27 protein-coding genes are annotated in these 24284 nt (G+C 65.4%); 16 read left to right on the forward strand and 11 right to left on the reverse strand.

Translation table 11 applies throughout. The annotated features are described in order from the left end of the window. The first annotated feature begins 116 nt into the window (after positions 1 to 116). The 3 genes from OIE68_RS03825 to OIE68_RS03835 are packed head-to-tail and all read left to right on the forward strand — an operon-like array spanning position 117 to position 2855. Positions 117 to 923 (forward strand): ABC transporter ATP-binding protein, encoded by an 807-nt coding sequence (locus OIE68_RS03825; protein ID WP_327098018.1) that lies wholly within the window; start codon positions 117 to 119, stop codon positions 921 to 923. Then, positions 913 to 1800, forward strand: coding sequence for an ABC transporter permease (locus OIE68_RS03830; RefSeq protein WP_327098019.1), 888 nt, complete (start codon positions 913 to 915; stop codon positions 1798 to 1800). Before OIE68_RS03825 ends, OIE68_RS03830 begins: the two co-directional genes overlap by 11 nt. After that, positions 1761 to 2855: an ABC transporter substrate-binding protein gene (locus OIE68_RS03835; protein ID WP_327098020.1), complete on the forward strand. Its 1095-nt coding sequence runs from the start codon at positions 1761 to 1763 to the stop codon at positions 2853 to 2855. Before OIE68_RS03830 ends, OIE68_RS03835 begins: the two co-directional genes overlap by 40 nt. Positions 2856 to 2915: 60 nt before the next feature. On the opposite strand, the gene OIE68_RS03840 is transcribed toward OIE68_RS03835, so the two are convergent. Continuing rightward, positions 2916 to 3680, reverse strand: coding sequence for a siderophore-interacting protein (locus OIE68_RS03840; protein WP_327098021.1), 765 nt, complete (start codon positions 3678 to 3680; stop codon positions 2916 to 2918). A gap of 111 nt (positions 3681 to 3791) precedes the next feature. Between OIE68_RS03840 and OIE68_RS03845 the strand changes: the two genes are divergently transcribed. From OIE68_RS03845 to OIE68_RS03860, 4 genes are all read left to right on the forward strand, one after another. Then, positions 3792 to 4619: an NADPH-dependent oxidoreductase gene (locus tag OIE68_RS03845; protein ID WP_327098022.1), complete on the forward strand. Its 828-nt coding sequence runs from the start codon at positions 3792 to 3794 to the stop codon at positions 4617 to 4619. A gap of 97 nt (positions 4620 to 4716) precedes the next feature. Further along, positions 4717 to 6147: an amino acid permease gene (locus tag OIE68_RS03850; RefSeq protein ID WP_327098023.1), complete on the forward strand. Its 1431-nt coding sequence runs from the start codon at positions 4717 to 4719 to the stop codon at positions 6145 to 6147. 23 nt (positions 6148 to 6170) lie between these two features. Continuing rightward, positions 6171 to 7193, forward strand: coding sequence for an FAD-dependent oxidoreductase (locus tag OIE68_RS03855; RefSeq protein WP_327098024.1), 1023 nt, complete (start codon positions 6171 to 6173; stop codon positions 7191 to 7193). Between the two features lie 25 nt (positions 7194 to 7218). Continuing rightward, positions 7219 to 7878, forward strand: a complete 660-nt coding sequence (locus tag OIE68_RS03860) for a class I SAM-dependent methyltransferase (RefSeq protein WP_327098025.1) — start codon at positions 7219 to 7221, stop codon at positions 7876 to 7878. A gap of 14 nt (positions 7879 to 7892) precedes the next feature. Here OIE68_RS03860 and OIE68_RS03865 read toward each other — a convergent pair whose 3' ends face one another. Then, complete coding sequence (locus OIE68_RS03865; RefSeq protein ID WP_327098026.1) at positions 7893 to 9278, reverse strand: flavin monoamine oxidase family protein; 1386 nt, start codon at positions 9276 to 9278, stop codon at positions 7893 to 7895. Positions 9279 to 9440: 162 nt separating this feature from the next. Between OIE68_RS03865 and OIE68_RS03870 the strand changes: the two genes are divergently transcribed. Continuing rightward, the gene (locus OIE68_RS03870) at positions 9441 to 9650 is read left to right on the forward strand and encodes a hypothetical protein (RefSeq protein ID WP_327098027.1); all 210 of its coding nucleotides are present in this window, start codon (positions 9441 to 9443) and stop codon (positions 9648 to 9650) included. Continuing rightward, on the forward strand, positions 9647 to 10390 hold the full coding sequence (locus OIE68_RS03875; protein ID WP_327098028.1) for a hypothetical protein: 744 nt from the start codon (positions 9647 to 9649) through the stop codon (positions 10388 to 10390). The genes OIE68_RS03870 and OIE68_RS03875 overlap by 4 nt, the downstream gene beginning before the upstream one ends. A gap of 151 nt (positions 10391 to 10541) precedes the next feature. Here the strand turns inward: OIE68_RS03875 and OIE68_RS03880 are convergent, their stop codons facing one another. Next, positions 10542 to 11954: an MDR family MFS transporter gene (locus OIE68_RS03880; protein ID WP_327098029.1), complete on the reverse strand. Its 1413-nt coding sequence runs from the start codon at positions 11952 to 11954 to the stop codon at positions 10542 to 10544. A gap of 321 nt (positions 11955 to 12275) precedes the next feature. Here OIE68_RS03880 and OIE68_RS03885 point away from each other — a divergent pair, with 321 nt between their 5' ends. The 3 genes from OIE68_RS03885 to OIE68_RS03895 all read left to right on the forward strand — a co-directional run bounded on the left by OIE68_RS03885 (position 12276) and on the right by OIE68_RS03895 (position 14249). Then, complete coding sequence (locus OIE68_RS03885) at positions 12276 to 12671, forward strand: hypothetical protein (protein WP_327098030.1); 396 nt, start codon at positions 12276 to 12278, stop codon at positions 12669 to 12671. Next, positions 12671 to 13189 (forward strand): hypothetical protein, encoded by a 519-nt coding sequence (locus OIE68_RS03890; protein WP_327098031.1) that lies wholly within the window; start codon positions 12671 to 12673, stop codon positions 13187 to 13189. The genes OIE68_RS03885 and OIE68_RS03890 overlap by 1 nt, the downstream gene beginning before the upstream one ends. A gap of 178 nt (positions 13190 to 13367) precedes the next feature. Continuing rightward, entirely contained in the window at positions 13368 to 14249 is an 882-nt protein-coding gene (locus OIE68_RS03895; protein ID WP_327098032.1) for an SDR family oxidoreductase, read from the forward strand. Positions 14250 to 14261: 12 nt separating this feature from the next. Here the strand turns inward: OIE68_RS03895 and OIE68_RS03900 are convergent, their stop codons facing one another. Then, a complete protein-coding gene (locus OIE68_RS03900) occupies positions 14262 to 15011 on the reverse strand; it encodes a hypothetical protein (protein ID WP_327098033.1) in 750 nt (249 codons plus the stop codon). Between the two features lie 158 nt (positions 15012 to 15169). Here OIE68_RS03900 and OIE68_RS03905 point away from each other — a divergent pair, with 158 nt between their 5' ends. After that, the gene (locus OIE68_RS03905) at positions 15170 to 16186 is read left to right on the forward strand and encodes an NADP-dependent oxidoreductase (RefSeq protein WP_327098034.1); all 1017 of its coding nucleotides are present in this window, start codon (positions 15170 to 15172) and stop codon (positions 16184 to 16186) included. A gap of 15 nt (positions 16187 to 16201) precedes the next feature. Here OIE68_RS03905 and OIE68_RS03910 read toward each other — a convergent pair whose 3' ends face one another. The 5 genes from OIE68_RS03910 to OIE68_RS03930 form a co-directional block, all read right to left on the reverse strand. Further along, the gene (locus OIE68_RS03910) at positions 16202 to 17188 is read right to left on the reverse strand and encodes a zinc-binding dehydrogenase (protein WP_327098035.1); all 987 of its coding nucleotides are present in this window, start codon (positions 17186 to 17188) and stop codon (positions 16202 to 16204) included. A 15-nt stretch (positions 17189 to 17203) separates the two neighbouring features. After that, positions 17204 to 17626: an organic hydroperoxide resistance protein gene (locus OIE68_RS03915; RefSeq protein ID WP_327098036.1), complete on the reverse strand. Its 423-nt coding sequence runs from the start codon at positions 17624 to 17626 to the stop codon at positions 17204 to 17206. Continuing rightward, the gene (locus OIE68_RS03920) at positions 17623 to 18078 is read right to left on the reverse strand and encodes a MarR family winged helix-turn-helix transcriptional regulator (protein WP_327098037.1); all 456 of its coding nucleotides are present in this window, start codon (positions 18076 to 18078) and stop codon (positions 17623 to 17625) included. The genes OIE68_RS03915 and OIE68_RS03920 overlap by 4 nt, the downstream gene beginning before the upstream one ends. Before the next feature lie 80 nt (positions 18079 to 18158). Further along, positions 18159 to 18518, reverse strand: a complete 360-nt coding sequence (locus OIE68_RS03925; protein ID WP_327098038.1) for a hypothetical protein — start codon at positions 18516 to 18518, stop codon at positions 18159 to 18161. Positions 18519 to 18566: 48 nt separating this feature from the next. Beyond that, positions 18567 to 19415, reverse strand: a complete 849-nt coding sequence (locus OIE68_RS03930) for an SAM-dependent methyltransferase (protein WP_327098039.1) — start codon at positions 19413 to 19415, stop codon at positions 18567 to 18569. Between the two features lie 280 nt (positions 19416 to 19695). On the opposite strand from OIE68_RS03930, the gene OIE68_RS03935 reads away from it, so the two are divergent. The 3 genes from OIE68_RS03935 (at position 19696) to OIE68_RS03945 (ending at position 22322) form a co-directional block, all read left to right on the forward strand. After that, positions 19696 to 19971 (forward strand): hypothetical protein, encoded by a 276-nt coding sequence (locus OIE68_RS03935; protein WP_327101563.1) that lies wholly within the window; start codon positions 19696 to 19698, stop codon positions 19969 to 19971. Between the two features lie 83 nt (positions 19972 to 20054). Continuing rightward, positions 20055 to 21050: a pyridoxal phosphate-dependent aminotransferase gene (locus OIE68_RS03940; protein WP_327098040.1), complete on the forward strand. Its 996-nt coding sequence runs from the start codon at positions 20055 to 20057 to the stop codon at positions 21048 to 21050. Positions 21051 to 21854: 804 nt separating this feature from the next. After that, positions 21855 to 22322, forward strand: coding sequence for a hypothetical protein (locus tag OIE68_RS03945; RefSeq protein ID WP_327098041.1), 468 nt, complete (start codon positions 21855 to 21857; stop codon positions 22320 to 22322). A gap of 197 nt (positions 22323 to 22519) precedes the next feature. On the opposite strand, the gene OIE68_RS03950 is transcribed toward OIE68_RS03945, so the two are convergent. Together OIE68_RS03950 and OIE68_RS03955 are read right to left on the reverse strand one after the other, a co-directional pair. Further along, positions 22520 to 23110: a dihydrofolate reductase family protein gene (locus OIE68_RS03950; RefSeq protein WP_327098042.1), complete on the reverse strand. Its 591-nt coding sequence runs from the start codon at positions 23108 to 23110 to the stop codon at positions 22520 to 22522. Between the two features lie 102 nt (positions 23111 to 23212). Continuing rightward, positions 23213 to 24226 carry an AraC family transcriptional regulator gene (locus OIE68_RS03955; RefSeq protein WP_327098043.1) on the reverse strand — a complete coding sequence of 338 codons (1014 nt, stop codon included), beginning with the start codon at positions 24224 to 24226 and terminating at the stop codon, positions 23213 to 23215. Positions 24227 to 24284: the final 58 nt, after the last annotated feature.

Below are 24284 nucleotides of genomic sequence, written 5' to 3' on the forward strand. Positions count from 1 at the left end.
GAGCAGAATGCGCACAACCTTCGAATCGGTCGTTTGCGCCGGTTGTGCGCACAAGCCTCGAAGTGTGACCCGGCCCACGTAGGTTCGCTCTACCTGATCCGCTAGGAGCAAGAAAAATGACCGAACCACTTATCGAGCTGCGGAGCGCGACGAAGCGCTTCCCCGGCACCGGCGGCGGAATCCATACCGCCGTTCGCAATCTCGATCTCGCGGTGCAACCCGGCGAATTCGTCGCCGTGGTCGGCCCGACGGGTTGCGGAAAGTCGACGACGCTGTCGTTGGTGTCCGGGCTGGAACCGGCCTCGGCCGGGCGGACGCTGGTGCGCGGCAAGGATGTCCACGGCATCCCGGACGGCATCGGCTACATGTTCCAGCAGGACGCGGTGCTGCCGTGGAAGAGCGTGATCGATAACGTCGCCCTCGGCCCGCGCCTGCGTGGCAAGTCCAAGGCCGAAGCGCGCGAACAGGCCCGCGGCTGGGTGCGCAAGGTCGGTCTCGCCGGATTCGAGAGCTACTATCCGCATCAGCTCTCCGGCGGTATGCGCAAGCGCGTCGCGCTCGCGCAGACATTGGTCAACGATCCCGAGATCCTGTTGATGGACGAGCCGTTCAGCGCGCTGGACGTGCAGACCAGGCAGCTGATGCAGGACGAACTGCTGCGCGTGTGGGCGGGTACCGGCGCGGCCGTCATCTTCGTGACCCACGATCTGGAAGAGGCCATCGTCCTCGCCGACCGGGTCGTCGTCATGACCGCCAGCCCGGCCACGGTCTGCGGCAACTTCCCGGTCTCGCTGGAACGTCCGCGCGATGTCGAAGAGGTCCGGCTCACCAACGAATTCCGGGACATCTACAGGGAAATTTGGGAAACGCTGCGCGATCAGGTCGAGGCAGCCCGAGGCAAGGGAGCCTCCCGTGTCGCATAACGTGCTCGAAGATGTGGCGAAGTCCTCGCCCGAGGTCGAAATCGAAACCGAGGAGCAGATTCTCGCGCGCGTGCGGACCAACCTCCGGCGCAACCGACTGCGCACCTGGGGTCTGCGGATCGCACTGATCGCCGTGTGGCTGGGCGCCTGGGAGCTCACCGCCACGCTGTGGATCGACCCGTTCTTCTATTCCAAGCCCTCGCTGATCTGGGACCGCCTGGTCGAATGGTTCACCGAAGGAACGCAATTCGGCTCGATCTGGCTGCAGATGTACACCACCGTGCAGGAAGCGGTGCTCGGCTTCGTCATCGGCGCGGTGGCCGGTGTCGTACTCGGCACGCTGCTCGGCCGCAGCCGGTACTGGGCCGAGGTGCTCGCGCCGTTCATCAAGGCGCTCAACGCCGTTCCACGTATCGTGCTGGCGTCGCTGTTCATCATCTGGTTCGGTCTCGGGCTCAGCTCGAAGGTCGCGACGGTCGTGGTGCTGGTGTTCTTCGCCGTATTCTTCAACGCCTTCACCGGTGCGCGTGAGGTCGACGGCAATGTCATCAATAACGCCCGCATCCTCGGTGCGAGCAAGCGTCAGGTACTGAGCTCGATCGTGTTGCCCAGCGCGACCACCTGGATCTTGTCCAGCCTGCACACCGCCTTCGGTTTCGCGCTGATCGGTGCGGTCGTCGGTGAATACGCCGGGGCCAGTAAGGGTTTGGGTCTGCTGATCAGCAACGCCCAGGGCACCTTCGATTCGGCCGGTATCTACGCGGGCATGATCATCATCACCGTCATCGCGTTGCTGGCCGAATGGGCGATCGGTGCGGCGGAGGGCCGATTGCTGAAATGGCGTCCGTCGCAGGCGACTTCGAACCACGGGATCTGATCATGCGGTACGTCAAACATCTGACGATCATTGTCGGGGTCATCGCGGCGCTGCTGCTGGCGACCGGTTGCCGGGACTCCCGAACCATTCCGATGGCCAACGGCCGGCCCCAGATCACCATTATGGTCGGCGGTTTGGAAAAGGTGATCTACCTGCCCGCCATGCTCACCGAGAAGCTCGGCTTTTTCGAGAAGAACGATATCGACGTCAAACTGCTCGGCGAGCAGTCCGGCGCGAGTGCCGAAACCGCGCTGCTGACCGGCGATGTGCAGGCCGTGGTGGGCTTCTACGACCACACCATCGACCTGCAGGCCAAGGAACAGTGCCTGACCTCGGTGGTCCAATTCGCCGATGTGCCGGGCGAAGTGGAGCTCGTCTCCAAGGCGGATGCGGCGGGAATCAATTCGCTGGCGGATCTGCGCGGCAAGAACCTCGGTGTGACCTCGCTCGGCTCCTCGACCGACTTCCTCACCCAGGCGCTCACCGGGCAGTCGGGTATGACCACCGCCGACTACACGCGCGTGAAAGTCGGTGCGGGACAGACCTTTATCGCGGGTATGAACCACAACGGCATCGATGCGGGCATGACCACCGACCCGACGGTCGCCACCATGGTGAACTCCGGTGATGCGAAGATCCTGGTGGATATGCGCACCGAGGAAGGTACCCGCGCCGCATTGGGCGGGCTGTATCCGGCATCGTCGCTCTACATGCGCTGCGACACCGTCGACGCGCATCCGGATGTCGTGCAGAAGATCGCGACCGCCTTCGTGCAGACGCTGCAGTGGATCAAGACGCACACCGCCGAGGAGATCGCCGCCAAGATGCCCTCGCAATACGCGAGCGCGGGCCGGGATCTCTACGTCCAGTCCATCCGCGACTCGATCGGCATGTTCAACGGCACCGGCCTGATGAAATCCGAAGGCGCCGAAAATGTGCTGAACGTGCTCGGCAAATACTCGAAGAACGTTGCGCCCATGCGGGACCGCATCGATCTCTCGAAGACCTACACGACCCAGTTCGTGCAGGAGGCGCTGCGCGCGAATCAGCAGTAGCGACACCACGGAATCCCATGGCGACCGGCGAACATCCGGGCGCCATGGGATTCCGGCCGTTCACCTGGTCGGCGCATCCTCGGTGTCCTGGGCCTTGAATTCGGCCTTCCATTCGCGGAAGCCCTCCTCGGTGCGGCCGCGCCGCCAATAGCCGGAGATCGAGTTCGCCCATTCGGCGGAGACGCCACGTTCACGGCGGACGTAGCGGCGCAGGTCCTGCATGACGGCGCGGGCCTCGCCGTGGATGAACACCTGCACCTGGCCCTCGCGCCACGTCGCCGCGCGTACAGCTTCGGCCAGCGCATCGCCGGGCTCGCGTGAGCCGCGATACAGCCAGGTCAGCTCGATGCCGGTCGGCTTGTCCAGCTTCAGTTCGTCATCGGGTCCGGCGACCTCGACGAAGGCCTGTCCGACCGCGTCGGCGGACATACCCTCCAGCGCGGCCGCGATCGCGGGCAGTGCTGCCTCGTCGCCCGCCAGCAGGTGCCAGTCGGCATCGGCACGCGGCGCATAGGCTCCGCCCGGTCCGAAGCAGTCGATGGTGTCGCCTGGCTGCACCGAAGCGGCCCACGGACCGGCAATGCCCTCGTCGCCGTGGTAGACGAAGTCCACGGCCAGCTCACGGGCCTCCGGATCGACCGAGCGCACAGTGTAGGTGCGCAACACATCGATACCGTCGTGCGGGTAAATGAACTTCACATACGAGTCGGTGAACTCGCTCGGCCGAAACGCGGCGAATCCGGGTCCGCCGAAATACACCCGGATCAGATGCGGGGTCAGCCGCTCGGTGCGCTGCACCGTCAGGGTGGTGCGGGGTCGTGCCAAGGTAACCTCCACTAATTGCTAATTAGGCTTGCCTTACCAACCGTACCCGGTTCGGTTCATGCTGAGGGTTACCGCAGACGGGCGCGCCGTAGATGTCACAGGATGATCGGCATGACGCAGACCGTGCCGAGCCCCGCCCACGCCGTCCAGCAGCGCTATCGGGATCCCGATCCGACCGAGCCCGCCGAGTGGAATCCGGTGCTGCAGGTGCTGCATGAGCACCGTTCGGTGCGCCGCTACCTCGCCGATCCGGTCTCCGACGACACCCTGCGGTTGCTCATCTCGGCGGCCCAATCCGCGCCGACCTCCTCCAATCTGCAGGTGTGGAGCGTCATCGCGGTCCGCGATCCGGCGCGCAAGGCCCGCCTGGCCGCGCTGGCCGGCGGGCAGGCACATATCGAACAGGCGCCGGTGCTGCTGGTGTTCACCGCCGATTTCGCCCGGCTGCGCCAACTGGCCGAGGACCACGAAGCGCCACTGGCCGGTGCCGACTACCTCGAATCGAGCTATGTCGGTTTCATCGATGCCGCCCTGGCCGCGCAGAACGCGGTCGTCGCCGCGGAATCCCTCGGCCTCGGCACCGTCTACATCGGTGCGATCCGCAACAACCCGGAACAGGTTGCGGCGGAACTGAAACTGCCCGAACAGGTCTTCGCGGTCTTCGGACTCGTTGTCGGACATCCGGATCCGAGCGAGGACGCCCGCGTCAAACCGCGCCTCCCGCAACCGGCGGTCCTCCACCACGAAACCTACGACCTGCCCACCCAACGCACCCACGTCGCGGCCTACGAAGACCGCATCGCCGAGTTCTACGCCGAACAGCGACTCTCGCACTCCTGGACCGAGCGCGTCCTGGCCCGCCTCGCCTCCGCCGCCAGCCTCAACGGCCGCCACCGGCTCCGCGAGTCCCTGGCGAATCACGGCTTCCGCCTGCACTGATCGCGGTGTGGTTCGGGTCGCCCGGCGCTCCGGTGGTGCGGCCGGTAGCGTGACGGGCTGATCGATCTCGAGCTCCAGGGGAAGGACCGCACGATCCATGACAGCCTCTGACCGTCAGCTACAAGCTGATTCGGCGCCCACTGACCCGGCCGTATCCGGTGAAGAGGGGTACTCCCGGGGGCTGAGCCCGCGGACCATTCAGATGATCGCGATCGGTGGTGCGATCGGCACGGGTCTTTTCTATGGTGCGGGCGGTGCGATCGAGCAGGCGGGGCCGGGGCTGATCCTGGCCTATCTCGCGGCGGGTCTGGCGATCTTCGTGATCATGCGGGCGCTGGGGGAGTTACTGACCTACCGGCCGATCTCGGGCAGCTTCGCCGAGTACGCGCACGAATTCCTCGGGCGCTTCGCGGGATTCGTCACCGGGTGGTCGTACTGGGCGGTGTGGGTGGCCACTTGTATGGCCGAGATCACTGTCGCCGGGAAGTATGTGCAGTACTGGTTCGATATCGCGCCGTGGCTGACCGCGCTGGTGGTGTTGGCGGTCATGTTCTGCGCCAACCTGATCTCGGTGCGGCTGTTCGGTGAGGGCGAATTCTGGTTCTCCGCCATCAAGGTCACCGCGATCGTCGCGATGATCCTCATCGGCATCGGAGTGCTGACGATCGGCTTCGGCCATGCCGCCAACCCGACGGTCACCAATCTGTGGGCCGATGGCGGTATGTTCCCGAACGGTTTCGGACAGTCGCTGCTGGTGCTGCAGATCGTGCTGTTCGCCTACGTCGGCGTCGAACTGGTCGGTGTGACCGCGGGCGAGGCGCGGGATCCGCGCACGACGCTGCGCAAGGCGATCAACACCCTGCCGTTCCGCATCGGCCTGTTCTATGTGGGCGCGCTCGTGGTGATCATGTCGGTGGCCAGCTGGCGTAACTTCCACGCGGGTAACAGCCCGTTTGTCGAGGTGTTCCAGCAGATCGGCATTCCAGGTGCCGCGGGAATCATCAATTTCGTGCTGCTCACCGCGGCGCTGTCGTCGTGCAATTCGGGCATCTACTCCACCGGCCGCATGCTGCGCACCCTGTCGCTGCACGGGGAAGCGCCCGCGGGGCTGAACAAGCTCAGTTCGCGCGCGGTGCCGTATGTCGGCATCATCGCTTCGGCGGCCGCGATGGTCATCGGGGTGATCGTCAATGTGATCTCGCCGGACAAGGCGTTCAACTACATCACCTCGGTCAGCACCATCGGCATCATCTTCGTCTGGGGCGTAATCTTGGTGTGTCACTTGATCTATCGCGCCAAGGTCGGCCGTGGTGAACTGCCCGCCAGCGATTACCGCCTGCCCGGCGCGCCGATTACCACCTGGCTGGCGCTGGCCTTCCTCGGTTTGGTTGTCGTCCTGCTGTTCTGGACCGACAGCGGGCGCACCGCGATTATCGTCGGAGCGGTCTGGGGTGTGCTGGTCTGCGGCGGCTATCTGGCGATGACCAAGCTCGGCAAGGGCGGCGCGGTAACCGAACCGGTGGCATAGGGGACGGCGGCCTGAGGAGGCACATGGTCACGATCATCGGCGGTGGTATCGCGGGCACTGTGCTCGCCGGCGCCCTTGCGCGCGAGGGACTTCCGGCCATCGTGTACGAACGGCGGCCCAGCGTCGACGCCGGTGCGTTTCTCACCCTCGACAGCCGGGCGCATGCGGCGCTGGGCGAACTCGGGATCGGCCGCGACGACCTATCCGCCGCCTCGTGTGAGGTGCGCGCGCTCGGCTTGCATGACCTCACCGGGTATCGCGCTCAGCCCTGTGACGGTCGGCGGCTCTACCTCCGCCCGGATCTGCTACGAGTGCTCACCGACTTCGCCCACGCCACGGCTGCGGAGTTCCACTACGACCGTCCGGTGACCGATCTGGAAATCGAGAGCGGAACCCTAAGTCTCGCAAGCGAATCAGTGACACCGGACGGGCCGGTGATCGCCGCGGACGGTATCGACTCGCTCGTGCGCGCCCGCCTGGAACCCGACCGGCCCGCTGTTTATGCCGGTCAGGTCGTCGTCTATGGGGTCACCACGACCCCGATCACCCTGCCCACCGAAGAATCGGTACTGCACTTCCATCGCACCGGCAATGCCCGGCCGACCGACACCTTCGGGCACCTGTGGAACGACGAGACGGCGGTGTGGTTCGCCAGAATCCGCCGCCCGCCGATCCCGGTGGCGGACAACGGTTTCCAGCCCGTCGAGGCCTGGGCGGAGCAGATCCATGCCGCGCTGCCGGCCATCCCGGGACTGATCGACTCGCTACTCTCGATCACCGAGACGGTGCACGTCAGCAATGCTCGCAATGTGCCGTTGACCAATCCCCGCCCGCCCCGAGACGATGTAATCCTTTGTGGCGACGCCGATCATGCCATCAGTCCCGCCGCGGGCGTCGGCGCTCGCGATGCGATCGAAGACGCCGCCGCCCTCTACCGTGCCGTCCTCGCGAAGACCTCGATAGCCGAGACCATGGCGAACCGCCGCCGCCAGATCCTCATCGAGCGAGCGGAGGTCGCCGAAGCCTTCCGGCGGGGGCGCTTCTGATATCTGCCCGTGCGAGACTGGCTGGATGGCCTTGAATCGAGATGCCGATGCCAGCAGGTTGGCCGCGGAGTCGCTCGCGCAGGATGATCCGACCGGGTGGTTCGAGCAACTGTATGCGGAGGCCGCCGCCGGGGACGCGATTGTGCCGTGGGATCGCGATGAGCCCAATCCGATGGTGGTCGAGTGGGCCGAGCGGCGCGCGGGGGACGGGGCCGGGCGTCGGGCATTGGTGATCGGCTGCGGGTACGGGCAGGACGCGGAGTACATCGCGCGGATCGGCTTCGCGACCACCGCTTTCGATATTTCGCCGACCGCGATAGCTGAAGTGCGCCAACGGTTTCCGGAGTCGGCGGTGGAGTATGTAGTGGCCGATCTGCTGGATCCGCCCGCCGCGTGGCGGGATGCGTTCGATCTCGTCGTCGAGTCGATCACGGTGCAGTCGATGCCGGTGTCGGTGCGCGACATCGCGATCGCCAATATCCGTCGGGCCGTGGCGCCCGGTGGTCAGTTGATCGTGATCGCCGGAATCGCGGCGGAAGGGGAGGAGGTCAACGGACCGCCGTGGCCACTCACGAGGTCGGAAATCAATTCTTTTGCGGCCGAGGGAATTCGGACAGTGGATATCGAAACGAATCACGAGACGCAACGGTGGCGGGCCGAATTCACCCGATCGGCTGCGGGATAAGCCGCACCCGAGGGTCAGATGACCGCTGTGGGCTTCCGGTCCCCAGCAACCAACGCGGCGATCTCGGCGGCGGCACGTTCACCCGAGCGGATCGCCCCGTCCATGTAACCCATCCATACGGTCGCGGTTTCGGCTCCGGCCCAATGGATTCGGCCGATCGGTGCGCGTAGGGCCGGGCCGTATTCGGTCCAGGTGTTGGGTGGCATGAAGGCCCCGTAGCAGCCGCGGGTCCATTCGTCGGCGGACCAGTCCTTCTCGATGTAGTCGATGGGCGTGGCCGCTGCCGAGCCGAAAAACCTGGTGAGGCTGGAGATCACGATATCGCGCCGTTCCTCGACCGGGTATCGGCCCAGTCGCCGGGCATCGCCGCCTTCCAGGAAGGCGAGCAGCACACCGGGGTTCCCGTCCGGTGGGGAGTTGTCGAAGGTGACCTTCACAGGTCCGGTGGCCGCGGTGACCTGTCCGGACAGCCCATCGGCACGCCAGAAGGGTGTGTCGTATACAGCCATGGTCTTGATGACCGAGCCGTTCGGCATGCGCTGAGTGAGCTGGTCACGATCGGCGGGCAGCGCAGGGGAGTACACCAGCCGACCTGCCAGTGCCGGGCTCATCGCCACGATCACGCGGCGGGCCAGAATCCGGGTGTCATCGCCGTGTACGACGACGGAACCCTGGGTCTGCTCGATCTTGCGCACCGGCGTATTCAGCAGCACGTGCTCGCCCAACCGCTCCGCCAGCGCGATCGAGATTCGTTGCGAACCGCCCACGATGCGGGTTTGCTGTGCGCCACCGTCGGTCTCGATCATCGAATCCACACCGCCACCGGCATTGAGATAGGCCAGCAGATGCAGCAGTGACACGTCGGCCGGATCGGCGGCCCACACCGCCTTGCAGACCATCGTGATGGCCCGGCGCGCGATCTCCGAATGCAGATTGCGTCGCATCCACGACTCGACGGTCTCGGCGTCCCATTGCCTCGCCCGCGCCGCCGACCAAGGGGCGTCCGCTGGTACCAGGCGGGACATCCGATCCAACCGCTGCAGACCGATATAGGCATCCAGCAGGGCGGCGGAGGCGATCAACGGAATCCGACCGCGATAGCGCCGCAGCTTCCCGCGGTATTCGAACAGATGCCGACCGGTGGTGTAAGTGGGAAACGTCTCCAGCCCCAATTCGTCGATCAGAGCCAGCACCCGGTCCTGACCGGGACCTACCCACTGCCCACCGACCTCGACGATCTTGCCGCTCCCGATCGGGTGGTTCAGTGTGCGACCACCTACCCGGTCCCGCGCCTCGACGACAAGCGCATCGAATCCGTCGCGCCGCAACTGACGGGCCGCCGTCAATCCGGCCAGTCCGCCGCCGATCACCGCGATATCCACCGTGCGCTCGACACCCATGGCGACCACCGATCCACCCGTGACCGATCGGACGACTCGGTCGTATGCTCCGACGTTAGGGCACACGACCCCGTCATTGACCCCGAACAGCACCGTTTCCTTGCATCCAGCCGCAAATCGCCCCACGTGATCATGAACCCGACGCGCCCGACGGAGGCAACCATGACAGAGCAGACGCTGGCCGAACTTATAACCGATGACCTACCCCCGGGCATTGCCGCGCTGAGCCCGGAGCGGCAAGCCGAACTCGCGCAGGCGATCGTCGATGCCCGATGGCGGGAGGCGAACGAGTTGAAGGCCGCGGCCTTCGGCATGCTCGACTTTCTGCCGCGCTTCCTGCGTGGCCCGGTCAAGAAGGCGGCCGGACTATGACCGCGCAATTGCTGAAACTCGCACGGACACTAGGGGTTCCGGTCGAGCAGCTCGCTTACCTCGCCGACGTACCCGATGCGGATCTGCGGGAATTCCGCCGTCAGGTCACGGATCTGTTCGTGGCCGGACAGGAGGCCGGACTGCGGCGGGTCGCCCAGGCGTCCAAAGTGATTCCGACGTCTATCACCGCGAAAATGGTGGCGCGCAGCCGCGGTGCACTGCTCGCGGCCCGGATGTCGGGCGTGCTCGATCCGTCGCATGCGGTGGATGTCGCCAAACGCCTGCCGGTCGACTTCCTCGCCGAAATCGCCGCACGACTCGATCCACGCCATTCCGCGGCAATTATCGGTGGTTTGCCCGAGGCGACCATTGTCGCCGTGGGCAAAGAGCTTGCGGCACGCGAAGATTGGATCACGCTCGGCGAGCTGGTCGCGTCGATCCCCGATACCGCGGCCCGCGCCACCGAATCCGCACTCGATGGCATCGCACTCGTCCGCTCCGCCCACCTCGTCGACGATGCCGCACAGCTGGAACGCTTCGTCAACCTCGCTCCTCGGGACAAGATCGTCGAAATGCTGTGGGCCACCGCCGAATACGATCTATGGCCGGAGTATCGCGGCACGCTGGACGTGCTCTCCGAATCCGCGATAGACGTGGTCCGCGCCGCCGCCGAAGAGTTGCCTGTCGAGCAGCGTGATCGCGTGTTGACCGAAATCGCCGATCGGCGTTCTGCTTGGTAACGACGGATCTGACCGATCACTCGGCGATCGTCGGGCGGGGCAGCCGCACCTCCACATCGCGCGGATCGAGTCCTGGCGGCAACGGCACAGACGACGACCGCGTGGGTGTCGTTCGCAGGGTATGTGGTGGAGGTGGGCGGGTTCGCTGCACCTAGGCGGCGTTCGCGCCCCGGCGCGGCATCATCGCGGATGCGATCACCATGACCAAGGCCATCGCGGCGACCGCGAGGAAAACCAGATGCACCGCCGAGGACAACAATGCCGGAGCCGGATGGTCGGTGTCGCCGACGCGCGAGTTCACGATCGCGCCGAATATCGCGACACCGACCGCGCTGCCCAATGACCTGGCGAACATATTCGCCGAGGTGACCACGCCGCGCTCGGACCACTCCGCCGTCGTCTGCGCCGCGATCAGGGTGGGGGTGGCAACAAGGCCCATGCCGGTGCCGATCACGAAACACGAAGCGGCGACCTGGATCAGCGTGGAATTCTCATCGATCAGCAGGGTGGTGGCGGCACCGAGCGTGGCCAAGGTGCTACCGATCAGCGCGGTCGCGCGAAAACCGATGCGCAGGTAAACCTTTCCGGCCTGGGAGGCGGCCAGCGGCCAGCCGAGGGTGAGCGCACCGACGGTGAGACCGGCGATCAACGCCCCGGTGCCGAGCACACCCTGGGTGAAAGTCGGTACATACGAGGTCATGCCGAGCAGGATCGCGCCGACCAGCACCGAGACCAGACTGCTGGCGATAATGACCCGTCGCGTGAAAACCCACAGTGGCAGAATCGGATTCGCGGCCCGACGCTCCACCAGGCCGAACAGCACCAGCACGAGTGCGCTGCCCACGAAGATGCCGATACCGGTGGGCGACGACCAGGCCCAGGCCTGTCCACCCTCGAGCAAGCCGAGAATCAGCGCACCCGCGCCGATGGTGAGCAGTGCCGCACCGAGATAGTCGACGCGCTGTTTGCGCCGCACCGTGCTCTCCTGGAAGCTGCGCACCAACATCCACGCGGCGAGTGCGGACAGCGGGATATTGATCAGGAAGATCCAGCGCCAGCTGATGTATTCGGCGAACAGTCCGCCCAGCAGTGGCCCGACCACCGCCGAGATGGCCCACACACTGGCCAGATAGCCCTGTACCTTGGCGCGTTCGGTCAGGGTGTAGAGATCACCAGCGATTGTCATGGTCATCGGCATGATGGCGCCCGCACCGATACCCTGCACCGCGCGGAAAATGATCAGCCCCAACATGCTCGTCGCCACACCGCAGAGCAGTGAGCCGAGCGCGAAAACCGCGATGCCGAACAGGATTACCGGCTTGCGTCCGACCGTATCGGCAACCTTGCCGTACACCGGAACCGTAACCGCTTGGGTCAGTAGGTAAATCGAGAACAACCACGGGAATTGCGAGAAGCCGCCGAGGCTGTCGGTGATGGTCAGCACCGCAGTGGCGATAATGGTGGAATCCAGCGCGACCAGCCCCGTCGCGAGCATCAGCGAAGCAAGGATCGCACCTCGATCGGATCGCAGACCGACGGACGATTCCATTGCCTCGGTTGCCACCGACCGGCCCCTCTCCTTCGCTTCACTAACCACCCCGAAGCAACGTAGCGCGGCCGCAGCTATTCCCGCACGGAATTATTCGGCACTGGTTGGTCGCGATCTTCGCTGCCGTCACCTTGTGGCGGGCACCGCGTCTCTTGGCTGGGCACCCCATGCGCGGGATGCCTGTTCCTTGTATGCCGGATCGATGTCTACTAATCAAGTACGTGACATCCATCGCAATCACACTGAAAATGCCTGCTAGATATGGTGATGAATTTTCTCAGGTTGCTCATCTACTGTTTATCTCAGTAGTTGGAGCACCGAGGCAAAGGGGCCATGATGCATCGAACAACAACCACGACCAAGCGCGGTGGGGCACGAGGCAGGGCCCTCGCACTGTTCGTCGGCGCGATCACCCTGGGCACGGTGGTCGGCGCGGGCGAGGCGCTCGCGAATCCGGATGCGCGCTCGGACCATTCGAACAATCGCGGCAGTACCAGCGGTCGCGATACCACCGGCTGGCATCACATCGATCCGTTCGGCTACCACCACACCCCGCAGAATTCGTTGCGGCGCAACGAACAACAGAACAATCTGCGTGAATACCGCAGCCAGAACGTGTCCGGCGCGGATTCCTCCGGCAACCGTACCGGTGGCACGACGACATGGACCCGGGTACCGCGTCCGGACGGCGACGGCTGGACCGTATGCCGCGCCGCGGCGAGGACGTGCTGATGATCACGACTGTGCGAAAAGCCAAGGCATTCACCCTGCTGGCGGCCGCCGCTGTCACCGCTGGCGGCCTGGAATTCGGTGTCGGGACCGCATCGGCGAGTACCGGATCCGGTGGCACCTGTCTCTGGGCGGGCACTGCGCACGCTCAGGGCGCGACCGTTGTCGCGGGTGGCCGCGACTTCCGTTGCGAATCCGACAGCCGCGGCGCGGCGCACTGGTCGAAGGGCGGACCGACGAACCGGCCGAGTACCGTGCCGAACCCGGGTGCGTACGCGCACCCGCACCGGCTGTTCAGCGCGGGTGCGCACCAGCCCGGCACCGAGTACACCGACTATTGCGTCGGCAACCAGCTCGTCGACGGTGCGGACGATGTGTACCGAGTGGTCGCGGACGGCAGCGGTGGGCTCTATTGGAAGGCCGCAGGGCCGATTTCGGATTGGACCTTCGATTCCGATTCCCCGCGCCCGGGACCGTCGTCGCGGACCGCGAGTCTGTGTTACGAAGGAAACCTGACCTGATCGGGCAATCCAGCGAAATGCGTTGGGGCGTAAAGCAAGCGCTCCACCGTTTCGCTGGCTGACCGAGTCTCGGGGACGCTGTAGCCACATACGGCCCACCCGGTCGCCAGGTCACCGACCCGTGACGATGCAGCGATGTGGATGCTGCCAGGTAGCGGACGGTTTAGAATTCAGGACCATGACCGCCTTCAACGGCAAGGTCGTACTCATCACCGGCGGCGCGCGCGGCATCGGCGCAGAGGTCGCCCGGCGGCTGCGTGCGCGAGGCGCGCACCTTGTGCTCATCGATATCGACTCACCCCCGCTGCGAGAACTCGCGGCCGAACTCGGCGGCGACGAGCATGTGGTGGCGGCTTCTGCCGACGTGCGCGACTTCACCGCGATGCAGGCCGCGGTCGCGCAGGGGATCGAGAGGTTCGGCGGCATCGACATCGTCGTCGCGAACGCGGGAATCGCCAGCTACGGGTCGGTCCTGACGGTGGACCCCGCGGCCTTCCGGCGGGTGATCGAGGTCAACCTTGTCGGTTGTTTCCACACCGTGCGCGCCGCTCTGCCATCGGTCATCGAGCGGCGCGGGTACGTGCTGATCGTCTCCTCCCTCGCGGCCTATATGGCGATGCCGGGGATGACGGCCTACGACGCCTCCAAGGCCGGGGTCGAGCACTTCGCGAACGCATTGCGGCTCGAGGTCGCGCACCGCGGCGTCGATGTCGGGTCCGCGCACATGTCGTGGATCGACACCCCGCTCGTGCGGGAAAGCTTCGCCGATCTGCCCGCGGTCGGGCGAGCGCTCGCCGCACTTCCGAGGCCGATCCGCAAGACGACCTCGGTGCAGAAATGCGCCGCCAGATTCGAGCGGGGAATCGAGCGGCGCGCCAGACGGATCAACGTGCCCGTCTGGGTCGGCGCCCTGCGTTGGCTGAGGCCGCTGCTGCAGACGCCGGCCGCCGAGCGCGCGGGCAGCAAGACCACCTCGACGTGGCTGCCGGATATGGACGCCGAGGTGGCCGGGCTGGGTCGTTCGCTCAGCGCCCGGACGCAGGCGCTCGGCGAGGACTAGGGTCGGTTTTCATCAGGGCTGCCAGGTGATCCGACCGCCCTGGAAGTCCTGCGCCTTCCCACCCTGGTAGTCGTATTCCTCGCCCGTCGGGAACCCATAGCGCCCGGATTCCGCGCCATTGGACACCCACAGATCGCGTATAGCACCCCAGACGACATGCGCACCGGTACGCGCGGACCAATAGATCGCGCCACCGGGGAACAGGTTGTAGCGTCCGTTGTCCGCGCGCGCGGACGCCTCATCGGTGAGCGGGAACCCGAGCGCACCGCTCTCCCAGCCGTAGGCCCCCCACTTGTCGCGGATCGGGCCGCCGATCTGGTGCGCGGCGGTACCGAGAGACCAGTAAATGGACCCGCCCTGGAAAACGTTGTAGGCGCCGGATCCCGACGGCGTCGAGAGCTGACGGGTGACGGGGTAGCGCAGCACACCGGTTTCCCAGCCGAGATCACGCCACTTGTCGCGGATCGCGCCGCCGACCGCATTGGCGCCGGTATCGGGATGCCAATAGATCGAGGCATTGCGCTCGAAGGTCTGATACCGGCCGCCGTTGGCGGCATCGGCTTCGGGTGCGGTCGGGTCGCCGAGCGCGCCGGGGCCGCCCACCTGGTCGTATTCGACCTCGATGGCTCCGCCGACGTCGAACGGACCGACAGGGCGCGCCGTTGCGGTGCCGAGGCCGACGCTCAGCAGCAGGGCCAGTGCGGCGGTGGTCGATGTGAGTGCTGCCCGCGCGGGGCGTGCGGTGCGAAATTGCGGTGCCAATTGAACTCCTGAGCAGGTCGTAGTCGAATACGAACTTCAGTGAAGCCGCGAACTGTCGTCAGAGGAGTCGACAGCCTTCTATCGGTGGCAGCGCGATATCCGTTAGCCAACCTAGCTATTCCGTGCTTCGCTGAGTGGCCAGCGATAGGCTAGAGCATATGGTCGAGTCGACGAGGATTGTGCTGGTATCCCGGCCGGAGGGCGCACCGACCCCGGCGAATTTCCGCATCGAGACCGCGGCACTTCCCGAGCCCGGCGAGGGCGAGGTGCTGCTGCGCACCCTGTACTTATCCCTCGATCCGTATATGCGCGGGCGGATGAGTGCCGCCAAGTCGTATGCGGCGCCGGTAGAGGTCGGCGATGTGATGGTCGGCGGCACCGTCGCCGAGGTGCTCGAATCCGGGGATCCGTCGATCGCGAAAGGTGATGTGGTGCAGGCCTATTCGGGCTGGCAGACGCATCAGGTCGCGCCCGCGTCGGGGCTGCGCAAGTTGGATCTGGACAAAGCGCCGATATCGACCGCGCTGGGTGTGCTCGGCATGCCGGGGTTCACGGCGTATTCCGGGCTATTGAAGATCGGGCAGCCGAAGGCGGGGGAGACCCTGGTGGTCGCCGCGGCCAGTGGCCCGGTCGGTTCCGCCGTCGGCCAGATCGCCCGTATCAAGGGTGTGCGGGCGATCGGCATTGCGGGTGGCCCGGAGAAATGCGCTTATGTGCGTGAAGAATTGGGCTTCGAAGCCGCAATCGACCATCGCGCAACAGATTTCGCCGATCAACTGCGCGCCGCAGTGCCCGACGGCATCGATATCTATTTCGAAAATGTTGGTGGCGCGGTGGCGGACGCGGTGTATCCGCTGCTGAATACCTATGCGCGCGTGCCTGTTTGCGGACTCATCGCGAATTACAACGCGACTGGCGCACCCGAGGGGTCGGATCGCTTGCCCGGTTTCTACGGTCGCATTCTGACCAAGAGTCTCACGGTGCGGGGATTCATCCAGACCGAATTCGTCCGGGAGATGTACAAGGACTTCCTGCACGAGATGTCCGGCTGGATCGCCGAGGACCTGGTCCGCTACCGCGAGGACATTGTCGAAGGCCTCGAGCATGCACCGGAGGCGTTTATCGGCATGCTCGAGGGCCGTAACTTCGGCAAACTCGTGGTACGGGTCGGGTAGCGGACCAGGATCGGATTACACCGGCTGCGGCGACAGCGCGATCTTGGCCGACCGTCCCGGTGTTTCGCTCGCGGCCGCGGCATCGGCGGCGGACTCCAGCGGATACACGGCCTCGACATCGAGGCGCAGTGCACCCGTCGCCGCCATCCCAACGAGTTCACCGATCAGGCGCCGCATATCCTCGCCGCTGGTCTGCTCAGCCCGCTTGGAGCCCCAAAAGCCCTTGACCACAGCCTGTTTGAAGATCAGCGGACCGGGATTGATGGACAGCGGCTGACCGGACAGTGCACCGAACGAGATCAGCTCACCGTCCTGGCCGAGCAGCGAAAGCAGCGCATCGGCCGCCCGGCCACCGACCTGGTCAACGGCGCGCACGATCGGCGCACCCGCCGTCGCCGCGACCGCCTGGTCGAGCCAGCCCTCGGATTCGGTATCGAAGACCCGTTCGAAACCCAACTCCTGCAACGCTTTAACGGAAGCTGGGCCGCGAACCAGGTTGAGCACATTGAGACCGCGTTGCCGCGCAAGCACATTCACCAGGCGACCGACCGCGCCATTGGCGGCATTGATCGCAATCCAGTCGCCCGGCGAAACCTGCAGATCCTCCAGCAGCATCAGGGAGCTGAGCGGCATCGCGAGCAACTGCGCCGCCGTCTCATCGGAAATGCTGTCCGGCAGCGGAACCACCTGCGTCGCCTTGGCCACGAAATACTCTGCCCACACATTGTGGATGCCGGAAACGCTCACGCGCTGACCGACTTCCAGGCCGGTCACATCCGATCCCAGTGCATCGATCCGACCCACGGCCTCGGTTCCCGGAATCGCGGGCAGCGACGGCTTGTAGCCGTAAACCCCGCGAATGGTCGCCAGATCGTGGTTGTGAATGGGCGCGAGGATCAGCTCGATCCGCACCTGTCCGGGCCCGGGTTCGGGCGTCGGCTGCTGTGCTGTGGTGAGCACATCCTTCGGCTCGCCGAAACTTTCGATGACTACGGCACGCATGGTGGATTCCTTTCGTCAGTCGTCGGCGAGGGTGACCTGGACGTCGATATTGCCGCGGGTCGCGTTCGAGTACGGGCACACCTGGTGCGCCTTGTCGGCGATGGTCTGCGCCTCGGCGGGGGACAGGTGCGGCAGCGAGATCTCGAGGGTGACGGTCAGCTCGAAGCCGCCCCCGTCGTTCGGGCCGATGCCGACCTTCGCGCCGACCGCGGAATCGTCGACATTCGCGCCTTCGCGCTTGCCGACCAGGCGTAGCGCACTGTGGAAGCAGGCCGCGTAGCCCGCCGCGAAGAGTTGCTCCGGGTTGGTGCCCACGCCGCTGCCACCCATTTCCTTGGGGATGTCCAGCGCGAGGTCGATCTTGCCGTCGGAGGTGCGGGCGTGGCCGTTGCGTCCGTCGCCGGTCGCGAGGGCTTCGGCGGTATACAGGGCGGTCATGTCTGGCTCTCTTTCGATGGGGGTTGGGATACCAGCGAATCGGCAAGTCGCCGAAGGGTTTCGCGTAGTGCGACGAATTCATCAGGGGTCAGGCCGCTGACCTCGCCCATTTCCGTTGGTAGACAACGGGCTTCGGACCGCAATTCGCGGCCGCGTTCGGTGAGTTGGATATCGACGCGACGTTCGTCGGCCGCTGCCCGGCGCCGTTCGACCAGGCCTGCCGCCTCCAACCGCTTGAGCAGCGGCGACAGCGTTCCGGAGTCGAGTAGCAGTGCTTCGCAGAGGTCGCCGACGCTGCGACCGTCGCGTTCCCACAGTGCCAACATCACCAGGTACTGCGGATAGGTGAGCCCTAAGCGTTCGAGCTTCGGGCGATAGACCGCCGTCATCGCCCGCGACGCGGCATACAGCCGGAAGCACAACTGCTCGTCGAGGGTGAGGTGATCGGTCATGCCCATGACGGTAGTGGGCAATTAAATTGTGCACAACCAAATTGGCTATGCTTCACGTCACACCCGATAGGCGCCTGCGCTCAGCCGGCGACGCTGCCGCCGCCGATGCCCAGGTAGACGATCATCATGGTGAACAGGAACCAGCCCGCGCCCTGCCAGATCGGCCAACTCCGGCCGCGCCGCCACACGCGATAGGTCTGCACGAATGCGCAGATACCGCCGAGCATCAGCACCACGGTCGGTCCGGTCAGGATCGCGGTCTTCGCGGCGGTGTCACAGAGCATCGTCTCCGCGGCCGCGCAGGCCCTCCGGTCGGCCGCCCATATCGCGGTGATCACGAAGACGAACGCGGCCACCACGAGCACCGCCGCCACATAGATCGCCACCCGGCGAAACGTCCGCTCGTCCGCCGTCCACCGCTTCTCCAGATCGTTGACCATGATCGCTCACCTCATGGGTGGAGTTGCCGACCGTCGCGGACCCAAACGTCAGGACTTGCGGCCCACGCCCGCCCAGTACCAAGCGGACTCCGGGTCTGCCGGAATGGCTTGCATTCGACCCGATAGGTCGCCGATCAACTCCGGATGCCAGGTGACGACGGGGACGACGCCCGGTTCGACGATTTCGGTTCCGGCGAACAGAGTTTCGGTTTCGGTGCGGCTGCGCGGATTGAAGGTGATGCCGGCGGATTCGGCCGAGGCCACCACCCTGGCCATGGCGCGGGCGTCGAAATCGGCCGTGGGATGGGTGATCACGATAAAGCTGCCGGAGGGAACCGATTCCAGCAGGTTCTCGATGATGGCGTGCGGATCGTCGCTGTCGCGGAAATACATCATGATCGCGACCAGTATGATGGCGACCGGACGGTTCAGGTCCAGAGTCGCGGTCAGGGACGGATCACGCAATATCGAGGCCGGATCGTGCAGATCCGCATGAATAAAGGCCGTTTTGCCCGCACGGGTGCTGGACATGAGTGCCCGCGCGTGCGCGAGAACGATGGGGTCGTTGTCCACATAGACCACGCGCGCGTCCGAAGCGATGCCCTGGGCGATTTCGTGGGTATTGCCCGCGGTGGGGATTCCGGTGCCGATATCGAGGAACTGGGTGACGCCCGCATCGACGACGTAGCGCACCGCGCGGCCGAGGAAGGCCCGGTTGGCGCGGGCCATACTGCGGATTGCCGGAATATGGGTGGCTATCGCATCGCCGAGTGCCCGGTCGGCCGGGTAATTATCCTTTCCGCCGAGCCAATAATCGTAAACACGAGCTTCATGAGCCACAGTCGCGTCGATTGTGGTCGGCAATCCAGTGGCGGTTTCGGCCCAGCTATCCGGCATGACGATTCCCTCCTGTGGCGGGGCGGGCCGTCGGGTGCCCACAACCGCCGAGCCGCCCACTGTCGGCGGCATACTCCGTCGAATTTTCCTCGCTCAGGATAGGGGTGGCGAACGGCGGGCATGCCGGGATTCGGACTGCATTAGGGGATCGATTTCGGTGTGTCGGCTGCATCACGTGATCTTGATGAGGTTGAATCATGAGGTCAATGCGTTGCAGCGGTCCATTGCGAAGTCTGTTCTTCTCCCAGCACCGGCATGCGACAAGGAGCTTGAAGTGAGCATGATTCTCGCCGCGTTACACGACACTGTGCTAGCCGAGGTCAGTAATCCGGAACCGGAGGCGCCGCCGATGGCGGACAAACTGATGCAAATGGGCCGGTATTTCACCTGGCTGATTCAGTTGTCCGGGGTCACCGCCATTACCTACGGCGGCGGTCGGTTCGCCTGGGAGAAATGGTCCGGAGGCGGGCTGCAGTCGCCGAAGATGATTGCCAGTGCGATGGCTGGTGGCGCGGTCGCCACCAGTGCGGGCACGATCATGAATACCGTGCTCTAGCGACCGCATAGCATCCGTTCGAATCGAGCGCCCGCACGAATAGTCGTGCGGGCATTCATCGACGCTGAGCGAGGGGATTCGATATGTCGCCGACCTCGGAACTGGAGCATCGGCTCGCGCTCGACGAAAACCCTTATGGCCCTTTACCATCCGTGCGTGCCGCGCTGCGTGGCGCACGGATGGCGGCGAACCGGTATCCGGAGTACCTGCCGCGCAGGCTGCCCGGGGTGATCGCCGAACGGCTCGGCGTGCCGCCCGACCAGGTGGTGGTCGGAGCGGGTGCCACCGGGGTCATCACGTATATCCTGCGGGAGTTCGTCGCGCCCGGCGACGGCGTCGTTATGGCGACGCCGACGTTCGACGGGTTTCCGTTGCTGACCGAGACCATCGGCGGTCGGGCGGTGCAGATTCCGCTCACCGCGGACGGTCATCAGGATCTCGACGCCATGGTTGATGCCGTCGATACGCGCACGCCGGTGGTTGTGCTGTGCAGTCCGCACAATCCGACCGGCACCTGTATAGCGAAGGCCGAAATCGAAGAGTTCCTCGATCGGATCGATCCGTCGGTCACGGTCGTGCTCGACGAGGCGTACATCGACTTCGTCGCCGTGGCGGATCGGGTGGACACGGCCGCCCTGTTGGCGCGGTATCCGAATCTGGTTGTGACACGGACCTTCTCCAAGGCGCACGGGTTGGCGGCGCCGCGGGTCGGATATGCGATCGGGGCGGTCCCGATGATCGCGCGAATTCGACGGTGGCAGTTGCCGTTCGGGGTGACCGCGCTGGCCGAGACCGGTGTGCTGGCATGTTATGACGCCGAGACGGAATTGGCGGTGCGCACCGCCGCGATCACCCGCGAATGCGGTCGGCTCACCGAGGGGTTGCGCGCGCTCGGCTTCGCGGTGCCGACAAGTGCGGCGAATTTCGTATACCTGGGTCGCTGCCGTGCCGCCGAAATCGACCGGCTCCGTACGGCTTTCGCGCGAGATCGCATAGCGGTCAAGCATTACGGCACGGGTATCAGGATTACGGTCGGCGATACAGCGGCGACCGATGCGGTGCTTGCCGCGTCACGCTGAGACCGGTGGCTTGGGAGTGTGGTCCGAGGTCACCTGATCTGGGGGCTTTCGCCCCACGACGGCCATCCGGTTCCGGACCATAGTGGCACTCGTAAAGTTCGATTCCACCGGGTAAGGGAGGCAGCTGCGGCGGCCCGCCGCCATTCGGATCCGTGCCTCCGATACAGCTTCGACGCCTCGACCCCGATCCGCGGAGTGCGTACTGCGGGAGGCGATTCGATAACTGCCGACCGCTGACCGGCACGACGGGCCGACCGCGCCCCTCAGCGCACTTGGAGGGACGTTGGGCCTCAGCGCGATCACTTCGCGTGGGAGTTGGGCCCGTTCGTCGACGAGCCGCCGACCCTGCGTGCGGCATGGCGTGCGACACGCCCGGCAGGACGGTTGATTGCGCCTTGCGCGAGGTTGAGCTGGTTGGGAGTCGGTCAGTGACGAGATTATTCGCTCGATAACCCATCGACGGTGGCCTCGTCGCATGCTGGGCTCGATGCCCTCGCGGACGGCCTTGCGCCAGCATGTGCCGAAGCTCATGCTTCATATAGGAACACCGCGCACGTTGAGGGCGATCATTCGCCGAATTAACTCCGGCGGACGGTGCTAGCGGCTGGTGCCAGCGTGCTCTACCGCGGGCGCTAATACCCCGAGGAGGACCTCGCTCAGATTGTTCTCACCTCCTGGATTGAACCAGTGCCGTCGATGCCGACGGGAGCAACACGGGCCCGCGAGCCGCCCAGGTCTCGACTGCTGCGGACGCGCCGCCCGAGCCGCGATCCTGACCCGTCACCCCTGAGCAAAGGAGCAACGATGTCCACCATCCACTTCAAGGAGACCACGAGCTCGACACCGGAGCAGTTCGTGGCGGCGCTGACCGATTTCGGGCCGGGCCGCTCGCAGGTGTTCGGCAACAGCGCCGACAAATATCTCGAGGTGCACGACCGGGGCCGACGTGATGCCGACGTCACGGAGGGCTCGCACGGCATCTGGGAACGCCTGCACTACGACTGGTCGAACCCCGACCGCGTCGTCATGACGACCACCGACTCGAACGTATGGGGCGGCCACTCGGGTCACACCTATAGCTTCACGCGCCGGACTGACGGGAAGACCGACGTGGATGTTGTCCTGGTGCGCGAGGGCAAGAACCTCAAGGGACGGGTCCTCGGAGTCGTGGTCGGGACCGTCGGCAAACGCGTCCTGAAACAGGCCCTCGACAAGACCGTCAAGGCTATCGAAACCCGAGACAACGAAGGGGGCGCGGCAGCACCCTCGTGACGCGACAGCTCCACCTGACACCGCGGCAGGTGCCAGGACGCTCGCCACCGGCCGCGAACGGCTCGAACTGGTGACCGCCGAGACCGCGGAACAGATCCGCACCTGGGCGGACGAGACAGCGGGGATTCAGAGGGTTGAGCGGGACTGCCCAGGACACGATCGAGACGTCGGGTCGACGACGCGGGACGCTGTGGTCGTCAGCGGGTGCGGTCGTAGACCAGGGCGATCTCGCCGAGTTCGCCGGTTTCCTGGTGTGCGAGTGTCCATTTCGAAGGTGGCAGGCCGTCGTCGAACAGTCGTTGGCCGCCGCCGGCGATCTCGGGGCAGATGATGAGATAGAGCCGGTCGAGCAGGTCTGCTGCGAGGAGCGGTTTGATGATGCTTGCGCTGCTGTTGACGAGGATGTCGCCGTCGCCGGTGGTCTTCAGTTCGGTGACGATGTCGGCGGCGGGGGCGTTCACGATGCGGGTATGTTCCCACGGCGCTTCGGTCAGGGTGGTCGACAAGACCACCTTTTCGGTATCGACCAGCCATTTCGCGTATCCGCGGTCACGTGGATCGGCATTCTCGTCCTGGGCGACCGTCGGCCAGAACCCAAGGAAGCCTTCGGCATTGAGTCGGCCGAGCAAGGCCGTTGTGGCGTGTTCCCAGATGCGGTTCATGTGGTTTCGCGCGACTTCGGTTGTCGCGTAGGGGATTATCGCGCCCATGTCGGCGGGCCCGCCGGGGCCGCTGTAGCGCCCGTCGAGGGTGAGGCTGATGTTCGCGGTCACCTTGCGTCTGGTCATGGTGGTGCTTCCTGCTCGATTCGATGGATACGGTCTGGAGATCATCTCGTCATAGGTAGTCGCCGCACATGTCGGGAACGCATGCCGCTACAAGGTATTCGGTCAATGGCGGGCTCGGGCGAAGCGGCCCGGGGTGGTTCCGGTCCAGCGGGTGAAGGCGTGGGTGAAGCTGGAGGCGTCGGCATAGCCGAGGCGCTGGGCGACGTCTTCGACGGTGGTACCGATGGTGAGCAGTTCCTCGGCCAGCAGCTGGCGGGTCTCGGTGGCGAGTTCGCGGAAAGAGGTGTCCTCGGCGTCGAGGCGGCGACGCAGGGTGCGCACGCTCAGGCGCAACTGGGCGGCGATCTCGTCCTGGCTCGCAGTGACACCGTGGGTGAGCAGGGCCGCGCGGACCCGGGCGGCGATGCCCTGCCGATCGCGGCGGCGCTGCATGATCTCGCCGGCCTGCTGCTCGGCCAGGACGGCGGCATGTGGATTCGCCTGGGGCATAGGCAGATCCAGGATCTCGCGGGTCATGACGATGCGGGTCACCGGCGCGTCGAAAACCGGCTCGATACCGATCAGCTCGGTGAACATATCAGCGTATTGCGGTGCGGGACAGGACAGTTCGACGATATGCGGCGATACCGGCGCCCCGAACACCTCGCGGTCCACGGTGATCAACTCGGCGATATCGCGTTCGAGCAGGAACATTCGCACATCGTCGGGGACACCGGAGTAGTCGATGATCGCCGCCGCGTCGTCACCGTTGTGCTCATCGAAACGCCACCGGCCGAATGAGTAGGCGATGTCCATGTATTCCACCCCCGCCCGCCAGGCGTGCCGCACGGTCGGGCTGCTGACCACGGCGAAAGCCCAAATTCCGTGGGAGGATAGGTGATAACGCTGGCCTGCCTGCAATCCGAGACCTGGCACCGAGTGCAACGCGGTGACCAGGTTGCGCACTACCTGCAACTCCTGGCGGGCGCGGATTTCGGCGCGCGGGTCCTCGAGTTCGGTAGGGGTGATCCCGGAGCCGCGCAGGCACTGCGCGAGCGTCATGCCGTGCTCGATGCCGAGTTCGACCAGGATCGCCGCGCTCGTTGTCGAGCGCGGCAGGTTCATCCGATCGGTCATCTGTCGATCGTCCATCGAAGTGGCCGGAATAATCAAGTTTTGGCCCTGATGCACATGG

It is taken from the genome of Nocardia vinacea, from assembly GCF_035920345.1.
GTDB lineage: Bacteria > Actinomycetota > Actinomycetes > Mycobacteriales > Mycobacteriaceae > Nocardia > Nocardia vinacea_A.